Raw genomic sequence first — 25,878 nt, 5'->3', positions numbered from 1 at the left:
GGCTCCTTATTTCTTCACAATAGGATATTATAAATAATTTTTAGATTTTCGTCAACCTCTTCATTTTTTGCAAAAGTGCTTTCATAAAAGAAAATCTTTTTGTCATGCCATCGCTAAAAAAAATTTCTGTTTCACGTGCAGCTTGTTCTACTTCCTCTAAACTCTTATAATAATCAGCAAACATAGGTCTTTTTTCCAACACTTTCCGGAACCTTTGATGCGAAATATGCGTTTCTGGCAACCATGAAGAAGAAGCATGATGACAAAGGCATGTATTTTCAGTGACATTCGGTGCACAAAGATTTATCCCTAGTTTCTCAATTAAAGGATAGGGATAAATTTCTACCGGATGAAAATATTCTTTTGGATATATTCAGACTCCCAAAATATCGATAATTTTATCGACCTCTCCCGAATATTTACCATTATTTTCAATAAAATAACCATGGTATGCAAAGTAGCAAGCTAATAAATTTGGAGCTGTAATAGAATGCTTATCCAAATAAGATAAAGGTCCCATATTATCATATAAACTACACACAAACACTGATAAAGGAGAGTTTTTTTCGAGCCAACAGATTCTGCAATCCAGTCATATGTGGGCAATCCATTACCTGAAAATCCCATGAAACTATGATGTTGGCCTTGTTCTAATTCTTCTACTACCTGATTAAATTTTTCTCCATTAACTATTTCTATATCAGCATCTAAATAAATCCCTCCATATTCACGTAATACCCACCAACGAAAATAATCGCTTAGAAATGCACCGTTTTTTTGAGAAGCCATTGTGCAAGTAAAATAATTATATCCAACGGCAAATTTTTAGCACTCCATAATTTAATTTCATAGTTAGGTAGTTGGTCTTTCCATGTTTCTAGATACTCTTGATAAAGATCTTTTCTTCCATCAAAACCAAAATATATGCGATGCAATATCTTTATAGTCGGTTGCGCACTATAACCTCCTTTTTCTTTTTTGTTAAGTATTAATTCCCCATATTTTTCAAAAAATATGGGGAATTAATACTTTTCGATCTTTCGGATAATTAGGAAATCGTTCCAGATACCATTGATGATTCATCATCGCGCGAGGGACAAGATTACTAACAGTCCATAAGAAAAATGCAAAACCAACCCAAGATTTTAACATTATAGCCCATCCTAACCAAATAATAATTTCACCAAGATAATTAGGACACGAAACCAAGCGAAATAAGCCTCCATATGGAATTTTATACGATTTATTATCCGAAGATGAACGTAAATGCCTTAAGATAGTATCAGACTGACGATTGATAAAAGTACCCAACAAAAATATTGCCAATCCCAAAATAAATTGCCAAGACGTCAAATAGCCATCTCCGTAAAAATCAGGAGGTGCAAACTTATAGATCCAGCGAGCTTGGAAGTATGTATTAAAAACTTGAAATATTAACGCTGAAAACATTAATACTACAGCCATTCCCTTACTGTGCTGCGACAGAAAAGGATAAATAAAGCTTCGATAAAAATAATGAAATTGCCAAATAAAAAAAAGGGCTATCTGTCCTGGTGTCAAACTTGGTGCCAGCAAAAAAAACACCAGAAACAAAATAGAAGACGGTGCTTCCATAATGATCCATCCCAATTTAGCAGGAATGATAGGACCCCATGCCGGAGTTGTATAACGACCATAAGGAGCTTTTACTTTACCAAAAACCAACCCTAAAAAAACTATAAAAGGGAGTAAAAGAAAGACAGAAAAAGTTACATTATAAAACAATCCTTCACTCATAATAATTGATCCTCCATAACGTCAGAAACGGAATCCTAAGGCAATTACAGGTTGTACACCGCTAAATATAGGACTTAACGTACCCCCAACCGTTACCGCATAGCCAACCGCTACATCAAGCCAGAAAAAGCTGATTGTAAACCGAAATCCAGCTGCAGGAATAATAGGAATTTCCGTGGTACCGATAAATGCAGCTTGCGCTTGCACAAACAGAGACATTTCAAATTGTTTTTTTGTAAAAAATGAATAACCGGTAATAATTTTTAATGCTATATAAGGTTTAAAAAATTGTATAGCAGTATAATAATCGTTAACAGGCACATTGGGAAAAATAGTCATACCGATTTCGATTTGTCCCCACCATTCTGGAATAAAATATTTTAAAATGCCTAAGTTTGCCTGATATGGGGCAAGGCCACCCGACAATGTAAAAAAAGGTTTTCCTTCGTTAGGTACGGTTCGGCTTTTTTTGACAACTTCCTGAGAATCAATATTTAAAGAATCAGGGATTTCTTGTTTGATTTCAGAGTTTTCTGCAACTTTTTCCGTATTTGGAAGCTCAGGCAGACTTTCATTTTCAAGTTCTGCTTGGATTTTCTGAGCTTTTAAAGAAAGCGGGGCTGTTTGTTGACTGAACAATGGAACACTGAACAATAAAAAGAAGGAGAAAGCCATATAATACTTCATAAATCCTCCTCAATCCCCAAATTAAGCTTACAAATTATAAATTAATTTTTTCTAAATATCAAATATATCATATTTTAAATTTTAACTCAATCTTTTATCAACAAAAACAAGTATCCACATTAATCATAGTTAATTTCAAGAGTTAACTATTTTCTATCTAGAATAAATGTTTACTCTTACAACAATAACCTAAACTTTTTGCTAATAAATGTTAGAATCAGAAATATAAAAATGGTTTATCATCTAAATAAATTTCTATGCAATTATAAGACTAAACCTCTCATTGCAGCACCTGATAATTTTATATTATGCTTATTGACTTTTCAAAAAAAAAAAAATACAATATGCTATTATTTTTATTTTAACTTTTAAGAGAGGCATTATTATGATTGTTATTACAGGTGCTACAGGCCATATCGGCAACGTGTTAGTACGTGAGTTACTCAAAAATGGCGAAAAAGTAAGAGTATTAGTTCGTCCGGGGTCAACTACTATTCCGATTGACGACTTAGATGTTGAAATTGCTTATGGAGACATACGTGATAAGGCATCGTTGCAAAAAGCATTTCAAGGTGCAGAAAAAGTATTTCATTTAGCGGCTGTTATTTCCATTTTGCCCGGCTCTAACAAAGAATTGTATGATACAAATGTCAACGGTACAAAAAACGTATGCGATATTTGCTCGGAACAGGGCATCAAATTGATTTATACAAGTTCTGTACATGCAATAAGTGACAGACCTCATGGCGAGCCACTCACAGAAAATACACCTGTATGTGAAAAAACAGCCTTAGGAAAATATGGTCAAACCAAAGCTATTGCTACAAATTATCTTTTAAATACTGTCAAAAATAAAGGCCTTAATGCTGTTATCGTGCATCCTGCGGGAGTTGTAGGCCCTCACGATTACATGCCATCACAAATGGGGTTGGTCATTAACGCAATGACAACATGGCTTTGCATGGGAGTTAAAGGGGCTTATAATTTCGTGGATGTGCGAGATGTCGTGCAAGGTATCTTGCTGGCAGACCAAAAAGGCACAATTGGCGAACGTTATATTCTATCAGGACATATTCTCAGTGTCAGCGATCAGAAAAAAATTGTCGATAAAGTGCTTGGAAGGAAACATTTTTTTGTTAATATGCCGAAATCTTTGGCATATTTTGGGGCACATATTATGTCTCCACTCTATTCTCTTCTTAATTTAGAACCACTCCTCACTCCTGAATCGTTGGCGATTTTGTTCTCTAATGCTGACCTTCGCCACGACAAAGCCAAAACAGAACTTGGCTATACGGTACGCCCGTTCGAAGAAACAATCCGTGATACCATAGCATGGGCACATCAGCACAAGTATTTGTGGAAAAAAACACAACATAATATTTAACAAATAAATTGATTTGTAATACATAAGCATGGTAAAATAAAGAAATCTTATAGGAGGCACATTATATGAACGTACAAAAATATATTATCTTAGTTGCGGCACTGTTAACCTCTGCTTGCGGAACTGGAAAAAAAACACAACAATCATGTAGGCCGCGTTATTTGGCTACTTCAGGAGCTTCAGAAAAACAAATTCTGATTGTTGATTCGGGTGTCACTGAATTTTCTACTCCAGAAAGCGTTGCTATTCATAATAATATGGTATATGTAGCCAATCTTGGAGGCCAGCCGAGAAAATCTAAGCGTGCAGGGTTTTTCACACGATTTGCCTTTGACGGCACGCAAGTAGAAAAGTTATTCGTAGGAAAATTAGATGATCCTAAAGGGTTTGCTTTTTTAAATGATGATGTTATGGTTGTATCAGATCATCCATCCGTAAAATTATTGAACGTAGCTACAGGAAAAGTAATAACCACTTTTAATATTGCAGATGCTAGTTTTCTTAATGATGTTGCTGTAATTAATAAGGAAACAATTGTATTGTCAGATACCGGAAGTGGAACATTATATCGCATAACACTCAGTCCCAATTTGGATTCTATTGTTCAAGTTATTCCTATTACAGGCTTAAATGCAACACTAAACGGTATCAACGGAATTACTTATGATGCCGAATCGAATAAACTTTTCTTAGTAGATTCCACATTTGGAGGTCAGCCTGCTAAAGGAAATATTTATGATTTTCAATTTACTACCGATGATTTTAGTGTGGGCACTTTATCTGCTCCCTGGCTCTCAGAACCATTAGGGGGAGGCAAATTAGATGGCATTGCTTATGTTAAAGGATATGTAATCGTTTCCGATTGGGATACGGGCTTCTATATATTCGATGCCAATACCAAACAACTTGTATCAAAAGGTACGGGTGTTAACTCTGCAGCAGATTTTAGTGTATACAAGGATAAAATTTGGTTCCCGGAATTTCTTAATAATAAAGTGTATTTTGTGCGTCTCCCACGTGAACTTCGTTCAAAATAAACTTATCATTTCAAAAGGCCTCAATATTTTATGAGGCCTTTTTCCTAACTTATTCTTTGTTATTGATCTCTAATTATATAGAATATATAATAGAAATTTCTTGCGAAATTATTTAAATTATATTATAATAGCAAGATTATAACTCTGTACAAGAGATTATATTTTCGCAAATTAGGAGGGCACTATGTCCATTCTTTCAACTTTATCTGGAAAAGAATTATATTGGTCGATATTATCCGGAGGTAAAAAACTTATTGAACACCAAGAAGAAATCAACAAAATTAACGTATTTCCTGTTCCCGATGCAGATACAGGATCAAATATGGCAGCAACAGTAACCTCTGTTATCTATCATGCAAAAGAAAATGGCACCATTAAAGAAGTAGCTAAAAGCATTGGAGATGCTGCATTAGATGGCGCTCGAGGCAATAGCGGCGTTATTTTTGCTCAATTTCTTTATGGAATAGGACAGGAAATGAACGATATGGCCCATATCACAACAAAACATTTTGCACAAATTGTCAAAAAAGCATCACAATATGTCTATGATGCTGTTCCAACCCCACAAGAAGGTACAATTTTAACCGTTATTAGGGAATGGGCTGATTATATTCATGAAAAATGCACTCATATTGATGATTTTACCGATCTTTTTAATAAAGCGGAAATTATTGCAAAACAAGCTCTCGAGAGCACTGCACAACAACTTGAAGCAATAAAATTAGCTAAAGTTGTAGATGCCGGAGCAAAAGGTTTTGTTTTGTTCCTAGAAGGCATGAAAGAAACACTAAGCCAACGAGCATTTTCGAGAGAAGATCATGATATGGAACATCTTCTAGCAATAGATACAGATCTTCCTATTGCAGAAGCCGAACAATTAACAGAAGAATCACTTCATAATCGATTTTGTACGGAAACTTGTATCATTGGCGAGAATATTGATAAAAATGCGGTCCTAGAAATTCTTAGCCAAGATAGTGATTCTATTGTTACTGCAGGATCTTCCTCTAAATTAAGACTTCATTTTCATACAAATAATCCAGCAGAAATGTTTGCAAAATTGCGACAGTTTGGAACTTTTTCTTTCCAAAAAATTGAAGATATGCGTCAGCAATACAATGTTGCCCACCACCGCAAACATTCCATTGCTCTTGTCATTGATTCAGGAGTAGCTCTTGATGCAGAATTTATAGAACGTAACCAAATTCATGTTGTTCCATGTACCATAGAGCTACCGGAAGGCGTATATCATGATAATCGATCCTTGGATCTTTATCAATACACTAAACGAGTACAAGAAACAGGAGAAAAAGGACGCTCTTCTCAACCTTCACCTAAAGCATTTGCAGATATATACAATTATTTATCTCACTATTATGATTCAATTATTGTATTATCGATGAGTCAAGGAGTGAGTGGAACTTATAATAGCGCCGTACAAGGGATTAAGCTGGCAAAATTGAAAAAGCAACTACCTATTGATATTATTGACAGCCGACATCTTTCAGCATCTGCTGGAGTAATTGCTTATTCGGTCTCAGAAGATATTAATAAAGGCCTAAGCCATGCTGAAGTATTAAAAAATGCTCAAAATTACATTCAAAATACCCAAGCATATATTAATTTCCGATCTATTGATCATCTTATAGAGAGTGGACGTTTAGGATCTATAGCTGGAAACTTTATTAAAGGTATTGGGTTACGCCCTATTATTGGAATAAAAGATGGAAAAGCCCATGTTACAGGAGCAGCATTCAGTTTTAGCAAAGCACTGCAAAAAAGTTTGAAAAATATAAAGACTCATGTCAAAAACAGAAAAGTAAAAGGATTTGTTATATCTCACACAGTGATTGATAATTTCTACCTAAATGAATATATTAAAGAGATTTCTAAAATTTTAGGATGCGAACCTTGGAGTGTAAACATAGCATCTCCTATTATGGCCCCTAATGTTGGATTTGGAGCAATAGCTGTTGGTGTTATCTATACTGATTAAGAAATCTCCCTTAGGGAGATTTCTTAATCACCCCTATCTAACCAAAATAATATGAAAAAAAAAATATTTTCTTTTTTTTATCTCTATTATAAATATATTATACTATTTTTTAGTTTAAATATTTCTCTATTAACAATATATGTTGGATATAAACATTTCACACAAAAAGAAGATTGGGATAAAATTCTACTAAACTATGGCACTAGAGAGATTACTTTTCAATTTGATCAGGATATTATAAACCCATCATCTTACGAACAAGCTATTGAAACTTGGCAAACAAAATTAGGATTAGACTTTGAACCTCCTCTATCAGGAAGTATTCGAACAATTAACAACAAAAGTTTTATCTATACATTACATACTCCTATACCTCCTAATAAATCAGTTAAAATCATAAGCTCAAACATCGCAGCCTCTATACATGACAAAAGCATAAATTTAAAAATAAATGGACACTCTGTTAATGAGCTTCCATATACATTGCCTGCTAAACAATTTCAAATTTTATATGCTCAAAGAATAAAAAAAGATCTTAAAAGCCCCTTAACTTTAAGCATTAATATGCCTATTGATTTAAAAAAACTTAAAAAATCACTAGTTATCTTGGATAATTCCCAAAAAATACCATATAGACTTCATTATCAAGAAACAACAAATTTTATCCCTGGAAATAATTCGATCTCCACAGATTTTCAAAAAATTGTTGTTACTATAAAACATCTGAAACCAAATACAAGATATACAATTATTCATTCTAATAATGGATTAGTTAGTTTTCAAGATGAATTCTCAACATATTCATTGCCAACATGGAAAGGAATTTCTAGCGATCCTTTTGAAATTTATCAAGATTTTACGATAGAAAAAGAGATTTGGTTACAAAGTTCTAATCCTTTGAAAGAAACACAAAACAAAAATTCGTTATTACAAATAGTGCCTTTGGTTCCAGAGGTTGACTATACAATCTCTAACAGCAATATTCTTATAACAGGCTCCTTTCAAGCCAATACATCTTATACGATTACATTTATTCCCAAAAATATCAAAGATATTTATAATCAAAAACTTACTGATATTTTTACTACCAATTTATTTATTAAACATGCAGATCCAGGTATCAAATATCCTTTAGGTATTATTCTACTCAACAAAAAAAATCCTATTATTCCTATTGAAACCATAAATATCAGTAATCTTACAGTAAAATTTCAAGTAATACGTTCTGATTATTATATTGCACGGACATTACAAAACAATGAAGTTGCAGTCCCCATACAAACTACAAATATTATACTTGATACTGTTCCAGATAAGATGCAAAAATTTAATTTTGACCTTAACACGATCACCAACAATCAATCAGGATTAATTCAAATTTCATTTCATAATGCAGAACTTAAAGAATCGCCTCCTGTGCTAAAAGTGATTTTATCCAGTTCTTTATTGACAGCTTACACATCATTTAATAATTTAGTATTTTACGCCCGTGATATTGAAACTCAAGCACCGCTTGCAGATATGACGATTATGATTTATGATAAGGAACGTGGATCTTATCAAGATCTAGGAAGAACTGGTTCTGATGGATTATTACGGGTTCCTAAGCCCAATCTTTCATTAGCATTGTTGGAAGAACCTTTATTTATCGGGATTTTAAACAATGATATTACTTTTGCAGGATATGGATCAACGTTCAAAGATTCGTTTACTCAACCCTATTATTACAGTGCTCAGGTTTTTGATGGAGATATTGCTTATCCTCTAACCATAAAAAATATGATATTTACAGATAAATCTTCTTATAACGCTGGAGAAAGTGTCAATATTCATGCAATAGCCAGAGATTATGATAATGGTATTCTTTCTACAAAAAGCTCTTTCTTTAAAAGCAACATCACTATCACCATATTAGACCCTGAAGACAAAGAATTAACAAATATTACAAAAAAATGGACAGAATTTGGCTCATTTAATGTTTCTTATCCCCTAGAAAACACAGCACCAATAGGAAATTATAGAGTAATCGCAAAAAGTAGAGCCAAACAGCCACCATTTTATTCTGAAACTTATTTTAAAGTTGATACTGCTGAACCTACTCCTATTGACCTTTCGATACAATTGAATACAAATATCTATTATTACGGTGATTTATTAAATTTTTCTATTACGACTTCTGATTTTCTTAATTCTCCTATTGATATGCCTATTTCTTATGAAGCATCTATGAATACTGCTCCTTATTTCAGTTCAATTTACCCTGATTATACATTTAACGAATATGATTTTCCATCAAAGACAGAAATATTAATCAAGCAGAAAAAAAACTCTAGAAATAACATTGTTTTTTCAAAAAAATTGAAGCAATTTCGTTCAAATAACGGATATTTAACAATAACTGTAATAGCTCATCCGACAAATATGCCAGCAATCACTAATACAACCAATGATATACCTATTTTATTACCATTACAACTTGGCTTGAAACCACAATATTATAATCTCCCTGTTTTGCAGACCAATACTTTCTATATGCTTGCTTTAAATACTGTCAACCAACAATTAGCTTCTAATATAAAAGCTAAATTTTATATCGAATATTATGCCTATAATGACGATAAACAGAATATACTACAAAAGATTTTTTTCTTCTTTAAGAGAAAAATCATATATAATAAAAAAATAAAACTGGGTAACGATAAAATTGAATTTATACCAACCAAACCTGGAAGATATGTTGCACATTTACAAGCTAAATATAAGAAAAATAATATTCATTCTTCCGTTAATTTTGAAGTATACAATCAAGAAGAAATCAATGATATTACATCAAAAAAATTGACAATGCATCTGGATAAACCAAAATATAATAGCGGAGAAAAAGCTATTCTTTCTGTTATTAATCCCTATTCTAAATCTCGATTATTACTTTTCTTAGAAAGAAAAAATACAATAGAAACAAGGAGTATTGAAAGTACCAATTCCCTTATTTCCACAGAAATTCCATTGACTATTGACGATGAACCTAATATCATTATATCTGCGCTGCTGATCTCTCTAGAACCAAAAAATGTGGATCCATTATATTCAGGACGTCTGAGTTTAGCAATAAATCCACGCCATCAAGAACTTCTCATCAATATAGGCACAGAAAAACCGAAATATACACCTGGAGAAAAAGTACGTTTAGAACTGGATGCTATAAATTATGCTAATATACGAGTTAATGGAGAAGCAGTTGTTATTGTACGAGACAGAAGTATTCCCAATTTTAATATTATTCCTAATCCCGTAGATATATTCTACAATCCTAAACCATTCAGTTGTAGTTTATGGGATAGTGGATTTCTTCAAAATAATCCTCAACCGATTATGCGGCCTTTACGCCTTGCAGATAATATGGCAAGCACTGCTGGCTATATCAGATCTGATATAAAATATACAGCATTCTACCAAGGAAATGTAAAATTGTATCACAATAAAAAAACAATAGTAGAATTCAACCTGCCCGATAATATTACAAGCTTTGATATTACTATATTAGGTTATGATCAAAATTCATTATTTGGCAAAACAAATATTATTATTTCTGTATCTCGCTCTATGACTAGTGATTTATTAGCTTCAAAATTTGTCCGTATTGGAGATCAGCCTATTTGGGGTACAATAGTTAAAAATAAGACAGCAGAAATTTTAGATACGGAAGTCAATCTTGAAAATCCTTATACTAATTATTCTACCAATCTTACTTTATTACCTCAATCGCAGCAATCTGTTTTAATTCAAACACTGATTAAATCAAATCAATCACAAACTTGGACTGTACAAGCCTCTAATAGTAAATACCAAGATGGATTTACTAAAGAGATTCCTATTATTATAGAAAATCCATGGGAAACTGCTTCATACTCTGGAATTATTAGTAATTCAAATAGTATTCATATTGCTTTAGACACTAATAATCTCCTAAAACAGCAACTTGCTATACAAATTTCACCTTCACCTCTGCTGACTATAAAGCCACTAATTACAAAAATAATCACCAATAAAAGTCTATATTTGTCTGATATTATTCAACGAATTTTTTTAATCAGTTCAAATGAACAACTTCTCAACTCACTGGGATTAACTGACTTATTGCCTACAGAACTCAGAAATATTGTAAATAATGATATTAAAAATCTTAATAATTATATTGTAAGTAATAAAATAAATATGATTCCTGTATCTATGTTTTTACCTGTTCCCGAATACACTATATTAAGAACTTATCATACGTTGCTTCATGCTCAAAAATCGGGCTATAATATCGATCCTCATCTTCTGGAACATTTCAAAATAGCTGCAGACCAATATGCACAAAAAAAATTCAGTCCTAATTTATCTCCTTATTTACAAACAGTATATCAATTATACGCATGGAAGCTACAAACTTTAGACAAATCTCTTTCAAAAGATAATTTTTCTTTATTAGTTAATAATATCAGAATAGATAATGCCCAAATTCATGCATTGATTCTGGATATTATGAATATTTTAGGATTTCCTTCAGAACAAATAAAAGAACAAATAGAAAAAATAAATAATGAAAAAATAGAATCAGTTTCTTCAATTATTTTTAGCACTAATAGTTTTGAAAATAATAATATTGCTAACACGATGATTAATCAAACTTCATCTCAGTACAATGCATTAAAAATTATCAACGGCATAGACACAAATAAGATAAACAGCATTAATAGTTATTTACTATATGCCCATAGATTTGGGAATTATAAGCAGGAATCTTCAAATTATAAAGTTTCTCTCAATAAAAAGCCGATTATTTTTCAAAAAAACTCTGCTATTATTCAGCTAGATAATAAAAATAGTACTGTTTGTTTAGATTTTGAAAACAGTGGTATTCCCTATTTTTACTCTATTAACTATCAACGTATTCCCTTAAAAAGTAAAAATTTCGTGAACCAAGGATTTAACATAGAAAAAACAATCTATGATGACAATAAAAAAGTAACAAATAACATTTTAAAAATAGGTAAAACTTATACTATTATTATCGATGTCATACCTAATATTGTCAAAGATCAGTATATTTATATTATTGATCCTTTATATGCTACCTTGCACGCAACATCCAGTCAAAATCAATCGGCTTCTTTATATTCTACCAGCATCCAAAATACTGCTGTTCACCTATCTGCGCGCATCCGGAATCAAAATAAAATTCAATTAAAATATTTAGTAACTCCAACAATTGCAGGAACTTGGGTAGCTCCTGCAATCCAAGTCTTTGATAAAGAAAATCCTGAAATGTTTAGTTATAAGAGTCAACCTCCTATTTCTATTGAATAGGAATTTTTAAGAATATTTTAATCTAAACAAATATTTCAGCGAAGTCATCAAAGTTTTAACATTGAAACTTGATTGTAAAGATAAAGATTCTGCCAATTAACGGACTATTTCACTTGTTTTAATATTAATAAATTCTTGTTCTTGCTCTTGTTCAATAGCATTTTCTGACACGATATACTCAGGATTGATCTTAAAATAACGGATAAAAGTTACAATAGTTTCCATTTGTTTTTTATTTAATTCGATACGAATATTAACATCTTCCATAATTCGAAGAAGATTATCAATGCTACTTTTATGGGAATCTAAGCTGCTTTTTGTATCAGTAAAGTTTTCACGTAACATAGAAATTGTTGTACTATATTCATGTAAACCATGTTTTTGCTCTTCCATAGATAATTTAATTTCTTGTGCTAGTGTTACCAATCCTTCTATTGTTCCAATCATCTCATGAGTAGCTGTATTTTGTTCCTGCATCATATTATTCAATTGGCTAATACGGTCTTCTACATTGTTTGCATATTCATTAATTTGCAAAAGATCCTCACCTGCAGTATGGGCCTGACTGACCGAATTTTCAATTTTTTCAACCATTGTATCGACAACAGTACGAATTTCTTTTGCATTTTTATTTGTGGTTTCTGATAAACGACGAATTTCCTCCGCCACAATTGCAAATCCGCGTCCTGCTTCGCCGGCATGAGCTGCTTCAATAGAAGCATTCATTGCTAAAAGATTTGTTTGTTTCGCAATATCTGTAATAAGTTTAAGTAGTTTAATAATCTGTGTTGAATATTCTGCAACATCGCGAATAGATACTACCGAAGCTTCCACTGCTTCATTACCTTTATTTGCGGCTTCCGTTAATTTAACAGCAAGATTTGATGTATCTGTTGCAATACCAGCAATCCCTTCAACCTGACGTCCCATCTCTTCCAAAGTCGCTGCCGATTGAGTCATTGCAGCCGACTGCCTACTAATATTAATAAAAATCATATCCAAAGTGCGTTCCATTTCTTCTAATGCAGCTGCAGCTTCGCTTATACTACCAATTTGATGATGAATCTGCCGGAAAATACGTTCTGTTGAATCCTGAATAACTTGAATTTCTAATTGTCCTCCTTCAGATTCATCATTCATTTTATTAGTTTGATAAAGCATTTTACGTAATGACATATAAGTAAGAGAAATAGAATTTTCTATTCGGCTCAGAAATAAATTCAGATTATCAATAATAATACGAGTTTCATCATTTGCATAGAAACGAGGACGTATTGAAACATCCAATTGATCTTCTTGTCCAATCAGCATATGTGTAGTATTACTGATCATTCCAATACGAGCTGCAATAATCTGTAAAAAAATAAATGCTAAAATTAAAGTTCCTACTAAAATGGTAATTAATAGGCTGCGATTTACTACCATACTTTGAATACCAGCTCCTGTTAAGGATGTCAAAGCATTATAAGTAGATATTTTAGGATATTGTTGTGATTGAATAACCAATCGTTCTAATTGATATGAATCATTTATTCTACCAGCTTGCTGTACCATTAAGAATAATTCATTAATATCAGAAACTCCGGAAAGATAAGGTTCTTCAGAACTTTGTGTCGCAAACTTATAGACAGATCCTTCTTTATCTAATAATAGTTGTGATTTGATATGTAATTTCTTCGTATCCTCTTCTGTACTGCCTTTTACTGAGTACCAATAATAATCAGAAATTAACAATTTTAATTCATCAATATAAGCTAACTGGGAAATAGCCCGAGTTGTCTTAGTCTCAAGATGAGAAATAAACAAAAAAACTGAAGATATCGCCACAGCCACTACCGCCATGATAATAAATACTCTAAATCTTATACTGTAAAATATTGCACGTATTATTTTTCTTAAGGAAAACGCCATTTTGAATCCCTCTGTTTAATTAACAAATATGACTTTTACTGGAATAATAGTCTCTTATTTTATCGGCAGCAGAATAAATAAAATGAAATTTTTTCTATATTTTATTGCATAGCTGTTGAAATAATATTATAATTTTATTTATATAAATAATCAAGCTAATTTAAGGAATCATTAAATGAATAAATTTATCCTGCATTCGGAATTTGATCCTGCGGGTGATCAGCCAAAAGCAATTAAAGCACTTTCAGAAAATTATAAAATAGGTATGAAGGAACAAACTTTATTAGGAGTCACAGGCAGTGGAAAAACATTTACCATGGCTGGAGTGATTCAAAATCTCCAAGTACCAACATTAATTTTATGTCCTAATAAAACCCTCGCAGCACAACTCTTTCGCGAATTCAAAGAATTCTTTCCGGAAAATGCTGTCGAATATTTTGTCTCTAACTTTAATTATTATCAGCCAGAAGCTTACGTACCTCAAAAAAACCTATATATAGAAAAAGAATCCCGCATCAATGACGAGCTCGAACGAATGCGTATGTCTACTGTAGCATCTCTTCTGGAACGCAAAGATGTTATTGTCGTGTCTTCTGTTTCCTGTATTTACGGGCTCGGCAACCCAACCGATTATAAAGAACTACTTCTTTTGCTTACGGTAGGAATGAAAATAGATCTGGCAAAAGTTACCAAACATCTCATACGTATTCTCTATGAAGAACGCGATTTCACGTTGGAAAGAGCCAGCTTTCGAATACAAGATGGATTTTTAGATATTCATTCGGCTTACTCGAAAGATCTTCTCAGAATTGAAATTAAAAACGATACTATTATTTCCATCAACAATATGCAGTTTGCCACGGGCTCTGTTTTGGAAGAAATGGACCGCGTAATCATTTATCCGGCAAAACTTTTTGCTACTACAGACAACAAAATCGAGACAGCTATTGATAATATCGAACTAGAATTGAAAGACAGAATGCAGGAATTAGAAGCGTCTGGACATCATGAAGAAGCACAACGCTTGGAGTCACGGGTCAAATACGATATCGAAATGATGCTTACTGCTGGTTATTGTAATGGCATTGAAAACTACTCACGGCATCTGACATTTCGAAAACCCGGAGAACGTCCCTTTACTTTACTGGATTATTTTCCTAAGGATAACTTTCTTACTATTTTAGATGAATCTCATTTGGCAGTTCCGCAAATTGGGGCAATGTACAATGGAAACCATAACAGAAGAAGCACACTTATTGAATTTGGATTTCGGCTTCCGTCTGCGATAGATCATAGACCTCTGAAATCTGAAGAATTTTTCGATATCTGCGACAAAATATTGTATGTTTCGGCAACTCCAGCTGATTTTGAAATCAGTCGCTCAGAGGCCATTATCGAACAAATCATCAGACCAACCGGACTTTTAGATCCTCTTATTGAGATTAGACAAACAGAAGGTCAAATAAAAGATATTATCAGAGAAGCAAAAGCGCGCAAAAAACGAAACGAACGAGTTATTGTGAATACCCTCACAAAAAAAACTGCTGAAAATCTCACGGAACATCTAATTGAAGCTGGATTATTAGTATCATATATCCACAGCGATGTTGACACTATTACACGTACCGAAATTTTAAGAGATCTTAGATTAGGAAAATATGATGTTATTGTAGGAATTAATCTTCTTAGAGAGGGTATTGATCTTCCAGAAGTATCTTTAGTATGCATTTTAGACGCAGACAAAATTGGGTTTCTGCGCTCTACACGTTCTTTGATTCAAATTATAGGGCGCAGCGCCCGGAACGATTCCGGATTGGTCTTGATGTATGCCGACAAGATAAGTGATGCTATGAAAGAAGCTATACGTGAAACTTCTAGGAGACGCACCATTCAAGAAGAGCATAATGCGCGTTACAATATCACTCCAAAAACGATCCGTAAAGACATAAAAGAAATTTTAGAAAGAAAATCTGAAGCTGTTGACTCCAAAAAAGCAATAAAAAGCCAAATCAAACATATTCTAAAAAGCAACAAAGAAACTACCGAAAAAATAGCCAAATTAGAAGAAATAATGTTTGAGTTTTCTGAAAAATTACTCTTTGCTGAGGCAGCAATGTTTCGTGATGAAATTCTAAAACTTCAAAAAAAAAATCGACTAAAATATTATAATTTTCTGTTAAAATTAAGAACAAAAAATGAAATTCATTAAACATAAAATTTCCAGTGCAGAAAATATAGAAAATAAGAGTTGTTATTGTTATATTTTCCTAAAACCATACAGCTTTGAGTTTTTGTGATATTTTTAAAACAACCAATCAAGTAACGAATTATTAGAGTTGTTTGAGTGTTTAGTCTGATGACATAGCTCAACTAATTTTTAATTCTTTCTTAATAGTTATTAAATCTAGATATTTTATTCGCTAACTTATCAATTGACCGGATCATCAAATGACATAAATTAATACGTGATTTCCAAGACCCTGATCCTCCTTTTGCTATACCATACTGTCTTGGAAGATAAGGTACATCAACCGTCATAATTTGTCCTTTACAAAATGCACAATATAACAAATATAAATCTAAAGTAAAATCATAAGGGAGATCATCACGAATTTCCAAATAAAACTGCTTTGAAAACACTTTAGGTTGAGCACTGATATCTGATAAAGAAGTCTTTAATTTAAAATTCACATACCATTGCATCCCCAAGGTAAAAAATCTTTCCACCCAAGGCCGATTACAACGTTTTCCCTTAACAAGAATATAAGGATTATTATGCTGCCGGTAAAGATCATAAGCTCTTAAGATCATATGTGGATCTGTTTGCATATCCGCATGAGTGATCGCTAAAACACTTCCAGAAGCAGCATCCAACCCCTGTAAAATACCATATCCATAACCCTTATTTTGTGGTACGCAGACAGTGCGAATAGGCAGCTCAGCGAGTAATTCTTGCATAACTTCAACCGTATTATCAGTAGACCCATTATCTACTAAAATAACTTCTATAGAATAAGGTGCTTTTTCTACCATTTGCATTAACTTGGAAACAAGATCCGGTAAATTTTCTTCTTCGTTGTAACAAGGAATAATAATAGATAATTTACAATGACTTTTCATAAATCTTTCCTCAATCGTTATTTGCCCATTGGTGCACTTGAAAAACCCATGCTTTAGTAAGGCGTGCCGCTTCAAGACCAATATCACTGTCTTCAAAAATTACCGTTTCATGAGGTTCTGTATGAAAATATTCCATTGTACGTAAAAATATTTCCGGATGAGGTTTTTTATTTTGAATATCATCCCCTGTCAAAACCAAATCAAAAACATTTTCTAAGCCCATAATAGGCAGTATATTATCTACTGCAACACGGGCTGCTCCTGTTGAGAGGGCTATTTTTAGTGTTTCCTTTTGTTGGACAATGAGTGATTTCAAATAAGGATGCACCGATAACTGATCAAGATTTCGAGCATAAACTTCCTGTTTTCTTGCATGTACTTTTTTTATTGCTTCCTGAGATTCACCCGGCATCAATTGAGGCAAAAATTGAGTATAATGCTGTCCATTAAAACAGTGGATATCAAAAAATTCGCGCGTTAATTCCACCCCTACTTCCTCCAATGCAGTAGCATAAGCAGAATAATTTGCATCCGCGCTATCTACAAGCGTACCATCCATATCGAAAATTAATAATTTAATATTCATTATTTCCTCCCAAATCATTCCATTCTTTCAATGCTAATCCTGATAATGCCAGCATCAAAATCGCGCGAGGCTGTTTCAAACTGACCATATATCTAAGCGTCCGAAGATGACACACTGCTTCATAAAAAAACACAGCTTTTAATCCTTCTATTCCATATTTTTCAAGGATATACCGTTTAAGAAATAAAAATAAATCATAATACTTAATCGTTCCATACTGCGCATATGTAATGCTGTTTTGAGACACATTCCACGTAGGAGTAAGCTTGACATGCTCGTAATGAGCATGCAACGACTGAAATAATTTTGCATATTCTGCAAAAATATCAATAAATGCTGGAGACGGATCAATTAAAATATAATTTTTATCCAAATCTACTAATATATTTTCTATCGTTAAATCACCATGAATCCATTGCTGCGGGAATTGAGAAAGATTTTCCAATGCATAATTTTCAAGTTGGTCAGCAAAATAAAGAATATTAGGAACTTTAATACCATTAGCATATAAAAAATGGCTGTCTTTAAATTGCTGTATTATAGGATCTTGATCCACAATAGTAATATTTTTCCACAAGTATAAATCCAAATATTTTTTAACAACCTCCTGTTTACCATGGTGTGCTATGGAACTATAATGCTGATTTAAATTTTCCAGAATGTTTTTGAGCACTTCGCATGATTCAACATTTGACAATTGATGGATTGTCGTAAAAAATTTCTGTCCCTCTGCAAAATATTCCATATCATAAGAAAAAAGAGTGTCTGATTCGTTTTTTTGCAAAATAGCTGGTAATGGAAGTTTTTTATTTGCTTGAAGCCATTCAAATTGCATTTTTAGTTTTTCTGCATAAACCCCTAATGCGATCTTTCGGATAAATTTCTTACCCTTATCAATCATTAAATAAGTTTTCGCTCCCGAAGCCGCACTTAAATCTTTCACCCGACAGGCATTATATGTCATCCTATAGTACATCTCATCATTTTGTGAAAAATTATTTTTCATGAAATCAACAACAAATTTTAAAGAATCGTCAAAAGACATAAAAGGAATAATGTTTAATATGACTTCTGTAGATTTATTTTTTTCTGATTTCATCCCTATAATAATTGCAAATAATGCAGGTATCAGTAAATAAAAAAAATACATATTGCTATAAGAATGAAAAATCTTTCGTGCTGTCCATATGCCAGCAGAATTCAACGTAGTAAATTGATAGCTTATTAATTCTATTGTGCTGATATCTGTAAATATTTCGCTTAAAATCATTAAAGACCATACATAGAATAGCCATATTAATATAGTTATCAATAAAAAAACACTCATAACATGAGGGTTATATAAAATTTTTTTTCTTAGCTGACATATAGCCCAATAAACAGAAAACAAAAAATTTTTTATACAATCGTTAAATACTGAACCAATATAAAAATAAAGATTTCGTAATATTTTATAAGGACATAAAATAAAAATAAAAATTCCAATAATTGTTAAACACAAATTAATAGGACTTTTAATATGAAAGAAAAACAAAATTATCAAAATAATCACCAGATCAAATATTCTCTCAATAATTGCCAATGCCAAACTCAAACTCCATGGAGTTTGAGTTTTTCTTGAAAAAATAAATGTACGGGTAATATCAGAAATACGAAACGGAAAAAAAAAATCAACAAAATAACCTACCCCTAAAGAAAACCAATAGGCTTTCATAGGATTTTTGATATATGAATTAATAATAAAAACTGTTCTTAACATCTTCAAAATATGACTCAAAAGTAACAAAAAGACTGCTTTCAAAAAAAATGTCATCATATAGGCCTAAAAAATGAAAATAGTTCACTATTTTTCACAGAGAAATATTCTTCCGGTGTGCCAAATGAAATATTAAAATCAACACTATAATTTTTAATGATTTTATTATCAAAAATCGAAGTGTTATAAACTCCACTCATAAAAAATTCAGAATAAGGACAATCTATAAGATATTCGCCAGTCGCCTGATCAAACAATTCCACATTTCTAAAACCATAAACACCTGCAATAGCTTCAAAGCCAACTACTTTTTTTTCTACTGTACCAATAATTTTTCCGCTATCATCTTTTAAACAATAACTGTAATTAGGATTATTAGATGCAAAAGTCAATAAAAATCCATCAATACAAGAAAATTCAGCTTGAGCTAAACGTAATTCTTCGCTATAAAACATATGATCACAATCATTAAACACAACAGGAAAATCATTATCAATTAAAGGAATCGCCTCACGCGCCGTTAATACGGCTCCGTTTGGGGTTTCTTTGAGCAATTTAATTTTTGCTCGGGGAAAATATTTAAAAATATTATCGATGAGTATATTTTTTTCATTATGGTTTTCTAGACCAATAAAAATAAGATTGTTATAGTCATAAAAACGCACCAAACTTTCTGCAGCATAATACAAAAAAGGCAAATTTTTTATTAATATTAATGGCTTAGGAATCATAATACCATGCTGAAAAAAGCGTGAACCTAAGCCTGCCATAGGAATAACAATATTAATCATCATTGTATTCCTATATAAAATAATAAAAATTTAGAAGAGAGAGAGAGAGAGAGAGAGAGAGAGAGAGAGAGAGAGCCGCATAAATAACTCCTTCTTTTTCTTAATGAATTCATCATATAGTAAAATAGATTCCTTATTTCATTAATCAGACAAATAATATTCAATTGTAACTACAATACGAATTATTTTCAAATGGGGATTATTCTGATCTCTATCTGAAATAATAAACTGTCCTTGATTAGCTTTTTTTATTTTACCTAGTTTACTTTTTGAATCTTGCGCAAATTTTAGAGCAGCTTCCCGTGCATTTGCTGTAGCTTCTTGAATCATTTCAGGCTTAATATCATTTAATGCTGTAAAAAGATACTCCGTAGGATATTCATATCCCGAAGGCAATATGGCTATCCCTTCTTTTCCAAGTTCCGATAATTTAGGCATAATCTCCTGAACTAATGGCACATTAGTTGAATATACGATAACAGCTTGAGATCCAGCATAACGATCGCCAGAAAAACTTCCCAATCTATCCTCCAACGTACGATCTACAACAGTAGGCATTGAAAAAGAAATTTCCGAACTAGCAATTCCTTTTTCTGTTAAAAAGCCGTTAATTTTTTTTATAGAACGGTCTAATTTACTATAAGTTAAAGAAATATCTGCACTGGACTCTATTATTCCTATGGTCCACATCACCACGTTTGCATTATACTCACGTTCGGCCAAACCTTTGACTTGTACTGTTCTTTCGTAAGCGCGATATTTTAGAACAGCATTTCGAAGAATCAAACCCACCGATACCAATCCTACAACAAAACTGGCACTTAATATGAAAATACCTTTTTGAGTATTCACAAATGTTCCTCCATTTTAGAACTTTAAATATTGAGCATTCTTAGGCAACAAATTAGCACCTATGCTCAAACGATTGAATGGCCAATATCTGAATAATATTCTCCCATAAATATTCTGCTTGGGGACAAATCCAAAATAACGGCTATCTTCACTGAAATCTCTATTATCACCCATCATAAAATAATAATCATTCTGAGGCATCCACTCTTCAACCAGTCGACCATCAAGATATATTTGCTTATCACGTATATTAACATTTTGAGAACCAGATTCACGAGCAACTAGATAACTCCAAAGATATAATTCGTAAAGATTAAGATTGGACATTTGTACAGGAATATTTTTTTGAGGAATACGGATATCCGGAAATCCTTCCAGGAGCAACGCACGAAGCGCATAAATAAAACCTTCATCTTCAAAAGCCAAAATAGAATTCGATGCTAATGACGATCTATCCATACTATGTTGAATGACTCTTTCTTTACCATTATCGTGTTCTACAAATAAATCATATATATGATCACCTCGCCGACGCCCACCACTATAAACACTTTGAGTAGAAACTGAAATAAAATCTTCATTTAACAATATAGAATTTCTATAAAGCTGAAAATTAGTCATCCCTAACACATCACCCGGCCCTGCAACGAGACGTTTTACTAATATTTTAGGATTTGAAAACGTATTATCTTTATTGATAATAGAAAGTGTTAAAAAAGTTATTAATTCATCTGCTAAAGATGGACTTTTCCATGAAGGGGATACAAATACTACCATATCATTAATTTTCGGAGAAGAAAATGACGGTATTTTTTTCTTAAGTACTGGAATATAAGCACCTAATGATACTTTTTCTACCATTAGCGTATCACCAACTAATAGACTAGGTACCATAGATTGGGATGGAATTTGAGAAGCCTCTATAATAAATGTTCTAATAAACAAAGCAAGTACATAAGTAGAGAAAAACAATTTAATATTTTCTATCAATGATTCTTTGCGTGTCTTTTTCTGTTTCATTAATAATTTTCCTTTTTTTTGAACAATACATTAGTATAAGCTTGTATACTGAACGGTTGTGTATTTTCTGTTGTTTTTCCGCGAATAGAAATATTTCCAGCATCCATACTTAACAAGTCTGCTATATGATGAGCAATTTGCAAAGTATAAGGTGCTATTTTTGGAAAATCACAAATTACTATTATATCTACATTTATCACATTATACTTCTCCATTTGACTACTCGCATATAATATAAAATCCTGACTAGAACGACCATAATTTAGAGGATCCGTATTAGGAAATTTTTGTCCTATATCGGTCGAACATAAACTTAAAAAAGCATCTGTAAGAGCATGAAGCACAACATCACCATCAGAATGTGCATCTTTTATAACAAAATCACATGGAATTTCTATGCCACCGCATATAATAGAACTATTTTTTTGAGGTGCCATGCGATGCAAATCATAACCTAATGCAACACGGTACATTACTCATCAGCCTCAGTAAATACAATACGACCTGCAGATGTTTGAAGCATACTGGTAACTTTTACCCTCATGCGCCTTCCTACAAGATGAGCCCCCTGAGCAACAACAACCATTGTCCCATCGGGTAGATAACCAATACCTTGACCTTGTTCTTTACCTTCTCGTAATATATCGAGATCAAATTCTTCACCAGGCAAAAGCACTGGTTTTAGCGCATTTGCTAGATCATTAATATTTAAAACCAAAACACCCTCTAAGCGGGCAATTTTATTAAGATTATAGTCATTAGTAAGGATAGCATATTTTTTTTCCTTAGCGAGAACAATAAGTTTGGAATCAACCCCTTTGATGTCATTATAATCTTTTGAAACAACTTTCAGAACAATATTAGGTTTTTCCTGTAAAACATTAAGAATATCCAATCCCCGACGTGCTCTACTTCTTTTAATGCTGTCTTGAGAATCTGCTAATGCCTGAATTTCATTTAGAACAAATTTTGGAACAATTAATGTACCAGAAACAAATTGGGTATCAACAATATCATTGATTCGGCCATCGATGATTACACTGGTATCCAATAATTTATAATCAAATGCAGAATGTGTTTCCGAACTTTCACTATAAGGTGCTTGGAAAACGGCACCTGGTTTTTGCAGAGACATCAACGGCATATAAAAACCTAAATAAGCAAAGCTTCCTGTAAAATAAGGTTCTAAATTAATTATTTGATCTAAAGGATACAAACTTAATATAAATTCCCATACAAAACGTCCAGTAATAACTCCAGCAATAAATCCTATTTGAGAAAAAAGAAATACTCCTCTTCGAGAATAAAAAATATTTTCCATAAGAAGAGTCGAAATAATTGTAATAAGTGTTGCAATAATAATCCAAGGATTACGCCCACTAAACAAATAATGTACAGTACCTGCTAAAATGAAAATGAAAATAGCAATTTTATGTTTATCCCATATATCTTTCACAGGAATATGCTCCTTTTTTTTATATTATAGCATATACCCCCGAAAATTTCAAATCATTTTTCGTTTCCCCCTGGAACACGCTTGCTGTTTATTGTTAGTTCTGTTAAAAATTTAATGATATTCTGATCAGGTAGATATTCCAAACGCCAGCGCCAATTGTTACACAACGTAGACGGACGATTAATACGAGCATGATTATCTAACCCTAAAATATCCTGCATCGGAGCAATTGCAAGATCTGCATTTGATTTCCAAGCAGCTTCTACAAAAACCCGAGCAAACGACTCAGGAGTAGAATTTTTCAAATTAAAATAACGAGCCGCACATTCAACATCCCTTGGATCTCCGTCCTTAAACCAGCCCGCAACAGTTTCATTATCATGAGTTCCCGTGTAGACTACACAATTTTTTGGAAAGTAGTGGGGACGGTAAAGACTGTTTGCTTCGATATGGTTGAACGCAAATAATAATATTTTCATTCCAGGAAAACCTGTTTGTTTTATCAAATCCCTAACTTCATCTGTGATTACACCCAAGTCTTCTGCAATAGCGCTGATCGAACCCAATGCATGATGAACCGTATCAAACAAATAACTACCAGGAGCTTTAATCCACTGTCCATTTTCAGCAGTTGTATCGCCGTAAGGTACTGCCCAGTAGGCTTCAAAACCACGAAAATGATCCAAACGTAGCATATCAAACAAACGCAACGAATCCTTAATTCTGTCCACCCACCAAGAAAAATGATCACGCTGCATTTCATTCCAATTGTAAAGCGGATTCCCCCACAACTGCCCTGTATCACTAAAAGCATCCGGAGGAACTCCTGCAACTACAGTAGGTTTGCCGGTGCTGTCCAATTGAAAATATTCAGGATAAGCCCAAACATCCACTGAATCCTCCGAAACAAAAATAGGCATATCGCCAACAATTTTTATTCCATTGCTATGAGCATATTTTTTCAAACTATGCCACTGCTTGAAAAAAAAATACTGTATAAACATATAAAAATCACGATCCTTACGTATGACTTGAAGAACTTCTTGACGAATACCATACTTTTTGAATTGGGATTCAGGCCAGCTGCTGCGTGACACATGATTGAAATGATTTTTCAATGCCATAAAAAGCGAAAAATCCTGCAACCATTGATTTTTTTCTGAAAAGTTACGAATGTCAGCTTTTAATTCTTCAAATCCGTTATTAAAAGCCTTTCGAAGCAGAGCATATTTTCGGTGCCAAAGCTCTTCATAATTAACAAATCTAGACCAGGGAATACCATAAACATCATTTTTGTTGAGATATCCCATCTCGATCATTTCTTCGAGATCTATAAAATAAGGATTTCCTGCATAAGAAGAAAAACTCTGATAAGGAGAATCCCCATAAGAGGTAACTCCTATAGGTAACACTTGCCAATATTTTTGTTTTGATTCGGCTAAAAAATCGATAAATTCAAATGCTTCTTTTCCTAACACTCCAATACCTTGGCTGCCCGGCAGAGAAAAAATAGGCAATAATACTCCAGATGCTCTATTATTTAACATTATCATTCTCCATTGTTTTTATAACTAAGTTAATATCGACTACTTTTCCTAACAAATTAAAAAGAAAAATATTGACATTTTTTTTCTTCTGTTTTATAATTAAAAAACAATGCAGGAATGCCCGAGTGGCCAAAGGGAGCAGACTGTAAATCTGCCGGCGTTTGCCTACGGTGGTTCGAATCCATCTTCCTGCAATCCAAAGTCCATTAGTAAATCTAGTGGACTTTTTATCTACATACTGCGCTATGTCTGATTTCTTTGACAGCATTCATCAATGTCATGCAAAGTTTGATTTGAGTGTTATGAGAAGTTTAAAATGGCACTTTAAAACAGAACCCTTTTCTAGGTAGCAGGCTTACTCATCTGCTCCAGGAAAGAAAAGTCCCTCCCTGGAGCATGGGGGGCGTAATTGGTAATGACAAGCTCGGGAGCGTCGGGTTGTTTTTGGAGTTGGCGCGGCTGGAATATTTGGTGGAAATCTTTGTAAAGATCGCAGATGACGGAGTGATCTCCATTGGAATTTTTGAGCAGCTAGGAAAGCAGAACATGCTGTTCGACAACAACATTAATTCAAGTGTAGACGTTTTCGGCGCAGAAGTACAGA

At 32.9% G+C, this 25,878-nt stretch carries 20 protein-coding genes and 1 tRNA gene; 7 read left to right on the top strand and 14 right to left on the bottom strand.

The features are described from left to right. Positions 1 to 40 precede the first annotated feature (40 nt). The 4 genes from BM018_RS07835 to BM018_RS05085 form a co-directional block, all read right to left on the bottom strand. A complete protein-coding gene (locus BM018_RS07835) occupies positions 41 to 202 on the bottom strand; it encodes a hypothetical protein (protein WP_159428191.1) in 162 nt (53 codons plus the stop codon). 263 nt (positions 203 to 465) lie between these two features. Beyond that, the gene (locus tag BM018_RS05095) at positions 466 to 789 is read right to left on the bottom strand and encodes a glycosyltransferase (protein WP_092319275.1); all 324 of its coding nucleotides are present in this window, start codon (positions 787 to 789) and stop codon (positions 466 to 468) included. A gap of 216 nt (positions 790 to 1,005) precedes the next feature. Then, complete coding sequence (locus BM018_RS05090; RefSeq protein WP_092319273.1) at positions 1,006 to 1,776, bottom strand: DUF1295 domain-containing protein; 771 nt, start codon at positions 1,774 to 1,776, stop codon at positions 1,006 to 1,008. 21 nt (positions 1,777 to 1,797) lie between these two features. Beyond that, complete coding sequence (locus BM018_RS05085; protein ID WP_092319271.1) at positions 1,798 to 2,463, bottom strand: hypothetical protein; 666 nt, start codon at positions 2,461 to 2,463, stop codon at positions 1,798 to 1,800. 385 nt (positions 2,464 to 2,848) lie between these two features. Here BM018_RS05085 and BM018_RS05080 point away from each other — a divergent pair, with 385 nt between their 5' ends. The 4 genes from BM018_RS05080 to BM018_RS05065 all read left to right on the top strand — a co-directional run bounded on the left by BM018_RS05080 (position 2,849) and on the right by BM018_RS05065 (position 12,235). Further along, positions 2,849 to 3,850: an NAD-dependent epimerase/dehydratase family protein gene (locus BM018_RS05080; protein ID WP_092319270.1), complete on the top strand. Its 1,002-nt coding sequence runs from the start codon at positions 2,849 to 2,851 to the stop codon at positions 3,848 to 3,850. 65 nt (positions 3,851 to 3,915) lie between these two features. Then, on the top strand, positions 3,916 to 4,887 hold the full coding sequence (locus tag BM018_RS05075) for a hypothetical protein (protein ID WP_092319269.1): 972 nt from the start codon (positions 3,916 to 3,918) through the stop codon (positions 4,885 to 4,887). Positions 4,888 to 5,071: 184 nt separating this feature from the next. Next, the gene (locus tag BM018_RS05070; protein WP_092319267.1) at positions 5,072 to 6,883 is read left to right on the top strand and encodes a DegV family protein; all 1,812 of its coding nucleotides are present in this window, start codon (positions 5,072 to 5,074) and stop codon (positions 6,881 to 6,883) included. Positions 6,884 to 6,934: 51 nt separating this feature from the next. Further along, the gene (locus tag BM018_RS05065) at positions 6,935 to 12,235 is read left to right on the top strand and encodes an MG2 domain-containing protein (protein ID WP_092319265.1); all 5,301 of its coding nucleotides are present in this window, start codon (positions 6,935 to 6,937) and stop codon (positions 12,233 to 12,235) included. A gap of 96 nt (positions 12,236 to 12,331) precedes the next feature. Here BM018_RS05065 and BM018_RS05060 read toward each other — a convergent pair whose 3' ends face one another. Next, a complete protein-coding gene (locus BM018_RS05060; RefSeq protein WP_092319263.1) occupies positions 12,332 to 14,146 on the bottom strand; it encodes a methyl-accepting chemotaxis protein in 1,815 nt (604 codons plus the stop codon). A 175-nt stretch (positions 14,147 to 14,321) separates the two neighbouring features. Between BM018_RS05060 and uvrB the strand changes: the two genes are divergently transcribed. After that, positions 14,322 to 16,355 carry an excinuclease ABC subunit UvrB gene (uvrB, locus tag BM018_RS05055; protein WP_092319261.1) on the top strand — a complete coding sequence of 678 codons (2,034 nt, stop codon included), beginning with the start codon at positions 14,322 to 14,324 and terminating at the stop codon, positions 16,353 to 16,355. Positions 16,356 to 16,534: 179 nt separating this feature from the next. Here uvrB and BM018_RS05050 read toward each other — a convergent pair whose 3' ends face one another. From BM018_RS05050 to malQ, 9 genes are all read right to left on the bottom strand, one after another. Next, positions 16,535 to 17,266 carry a glycosyltransferase family 2 protein gene (locus BM018_RS05050; RefSeq protein ID WP_092319259.1) on the bottom strand — a complete coding sequence of 244 codons (732 nt, stop codon included), beginning with the start codon at positions 17,264 to 17,266 and terminating at the stop codon, positions 16,535 to 16,537. A gap of 10 nt (positions 17,267 to 17,276) precedes the next feature. Beyond that, positions 17,277 to 17,852 (bottom strand): HAD family hydrolase, encoded by a 576-nt coding sequence (locus tag BM018_RS05045; RefSeq protein WP_200778570.1) that lies wholly within the window; start codon positions 17,850 to 17,852, stop codon positions 17,277 to 17,279. Further along, on the bottom strand, positions 17,842 to 19,665 hold the full coding sequence (locus BM018_RS05040; protein WP_268751012.1) for a lysylphosphatidylglycerol synthase transmembrane domain-containing protein: 1,824 nt from the start codon (positions 19,663 to 19,665) through the stop codon (positions 17,842 to 17,844). The genes BM018_RS05045 and BM018_RS05040 overlap by 11 nt, the downstream gene beginning before the upstream one ends. Continuing rightward, the gene (locus BM018_RS05035) at positions 19,665 to 20,399 is read right to left on the bottom strand and encodes a glycosyltransferase family protein (protein ID WP_092319255.1); all 735 of its coding nucleotides are present in this window, start codon (positions 20,397 to 20,399) and stop codon (positions 19,665 to 19,667) included. The genes BM018_RS05040 and BM018_RS05035 overlap by 1 nt, the downstream gene beginning before the upstream one ends. A gap of 141 nt (positions 20,400 to 20,540) precedes the next feature. Then, positions 20,541 to 21,251 carry an SIMPL domain-containing protein gene (locus BM018_RS05030; RefSeq protein WP_092319253.1) on the bottom strand — a complete coding sequence of 237 codons (711 nt, stop codon included), beginning with the start codon at positions 21,249 to 21,251 and terminating at the stop codon, positions 20,541 to 20,543. Positions 21,252 to 21,266: 15 nt separating this feature from the next. Then, a complete protein-coding gene (lepB, locus tag BM018_RS05025; protein ID WP_092319251.1) occupies positions 21,267 to 22,271 on the bottom strand; it encodes a signal peptidase I in 1,005 nt (334 codons plus the stop codon). Beyond that, positions 22,271 to 22,744 (bottom strand): 2-C-methyl-D-erythritol 2,4-cyclodiphosphate synthase, encoded by a 474-nt coding sequence (gene ispF / locus BM018_RS05020; RefSeq protein WP_092319249.1) that lies wholly within the window; start codon positions 22,742 to 22,744, stop codon positions 22,271 to 22,273. Before ispF ends, lepB begins: the two co-directional genes overlap by 1 nt. Next, entirely contained in the window at positions 22,744 to 23,727 is a 984-nt protein-coding gene (locus BM018_RS05015; protein WP_092319247.1) for a PIN/TRAM domain-containing protein, read from the bottom strand. Before BM018_RS05015 ends, ispF begins: the two co-directional genes overlap by 1 nt. 53 nt (positions 23,728 to 23,780) lie before the next feature. Then, the gene (gene malQ, locus BM018_RS05010) at positions 23,781 to 25,274 is read right to left on the bottom strand and encodes a 4-alpha-glucanotransferase (RefSeq protein WP_092319245.1); all 1,494 of its coding nucleotides are present in this window, start codon (positions 25,272 to 25,274) and stop codon (positions 23,781 to 23,783) included. A 111-nt stretch (positions 25,275 to 25,385) separates the two neighbouring features. On the opposite strand from malQ, the gene BM018_RS05005 reads away from it, so the two are divergent. Both BM018_RS05005 and BM018_RS05000 read left to right on the top strand, forming a co-directional pair. Continuing rightward, positions 25,386 to 25,468 (top strand) — tRNA-Tyr (locus BM018_RS05005). Positions 25,469 to 25,670: 202 nt separating this feature from the next. After that, positions 25,671 to 25,878, top strand: a 208-nt coding sequence (locus BM018_RS05000) for a hypothetical protein (RefSeq protein ID WP_143280423.1), incomplete at its 3' end; no start/stop codon positions are given.

It is taken from the genome of Brevinema andersonii, assembly GCF_900112165.1.
Lineage (GTDB): Bacteria > Spirochaetota > Brevinematia > Brevinematales > Brevinemataceae > Brevinema > Brevinema andersonii.
This window is presented reverse-complemented; position numbering and strand designations above follow the sequence as displayed.

Excerpts from the sequence above, each read along its gene's own strand:
- BM018_RS05095 (WP_092319275.1), bottom strand. The coding sequence starts at position 789 with ATGGCTTCTCAAAAAAACGGTGCATTTCTAAGCGATTATTTTCGTTGG.
- BM018_RS05090 (WP_092319273.1), bottom strand. The coding sequence starts at position 1,776 with ATGAGTGAAGGATTGTTTTATAATGTAACTTTTTCTGTCTTTCTTTTA.
- BM018_RS05085 (WP_092319271.1), bottom strand. The coding sequence starts at position 2,463 with ATGAAGTATTATATGGCTTTCTCCTTCTTTTTATTGTTCAGTGTTCCA.
- BM018_RS05080 (WP_092319270.1), top strand. The coding sequence starts at position 2,849 with ATGATTGTTATTACAGGTGCTACAGGCCATATCGGCAACGTGTTAGTA.
- BM018_RS05075 (WP_092319269.1), top strand. The coding sequence starts at position 3,916 with ATGAACGTACAAAAATATATTATCTTAGTTGCGGCACTGTTAACCTCT.
- BM018_RS05070 (WP_092319267.1), top strand. The coding sequence starts at position 5,072 with ATGTCCATTCTTTCAACTTTATCTGGAAAAGAATTATATTGGTCGATA.
- BM018_RS05065 (WP_092319265.1), top strand. The coding sequence starts at position 6,935 with ATGAAAAAAAAAATATTTTCTTTTTTTTATCTCTATTATAAATATATT.
- BM018_RS05060 (WP_092319263.1), bottom strand. The coding sequence starts at position 14,146 with ATGGCGTTTTCCTTAAGAAAAATAATACGTGCAATATTTTACAGTATA.
- uvrB (WP_092319261.1), top strand. The coding sequence starts at position 14,322 with ATGAATAAATTTATCCTGCATTCGGAATTTGATCCTGCGGGTGATCAG.
- BM018_RS05050 (WP_092319259.1), bottom strand. The coding sequence starts at position 17,266 with ATGAAAAGTCATTGTAAATTATCTATTATTATTCCTTGTTACAACGAA.
- BM018_RS05045 (WP_200778570.1), bottom strand. The coding sequence starts at position 17,852 with ATGAATATTAAATTATTAATTTTCGATATGGATGGTACGCTTGTAGAT.
- BM018_RS05040 (WP_268751012.1), bottom strand. The coding sequence starts at position 19,665 with ATGACATTTTTTTTGAAAGCAGTCTTTTTGTTACTTTTGAGTCATATT.
- BM018_RS05035 (WP_092319255.1), bottom strand. The coding sequence starts at position 20,399 with ATGATTAATATTGTTATTCCTATGGCAGGCTTAGGTTCACGCTTTTTT.
- lepB (WP_092319251.1), bottom strand. The coding sequence starts at position 22,271 with ATGAAACAGAAAAAGACACGCAAAGAATCATTGATAGAAAATATTAAA.
- ispF (WP_092319249.1), bottom strand. The coding sequence starts at position 22,744 with ATGTACCGTGTTGCATTAGGTTATGATTTGCATCGCATGGCACCTCAA.
- malQ (WP_092319245.1), bottom strand. The coding sequence starts at position 25,274 with ATGTTAAATAATAGAGCATCTGGAGTATTATTGCCTATTTTTTCTCTG.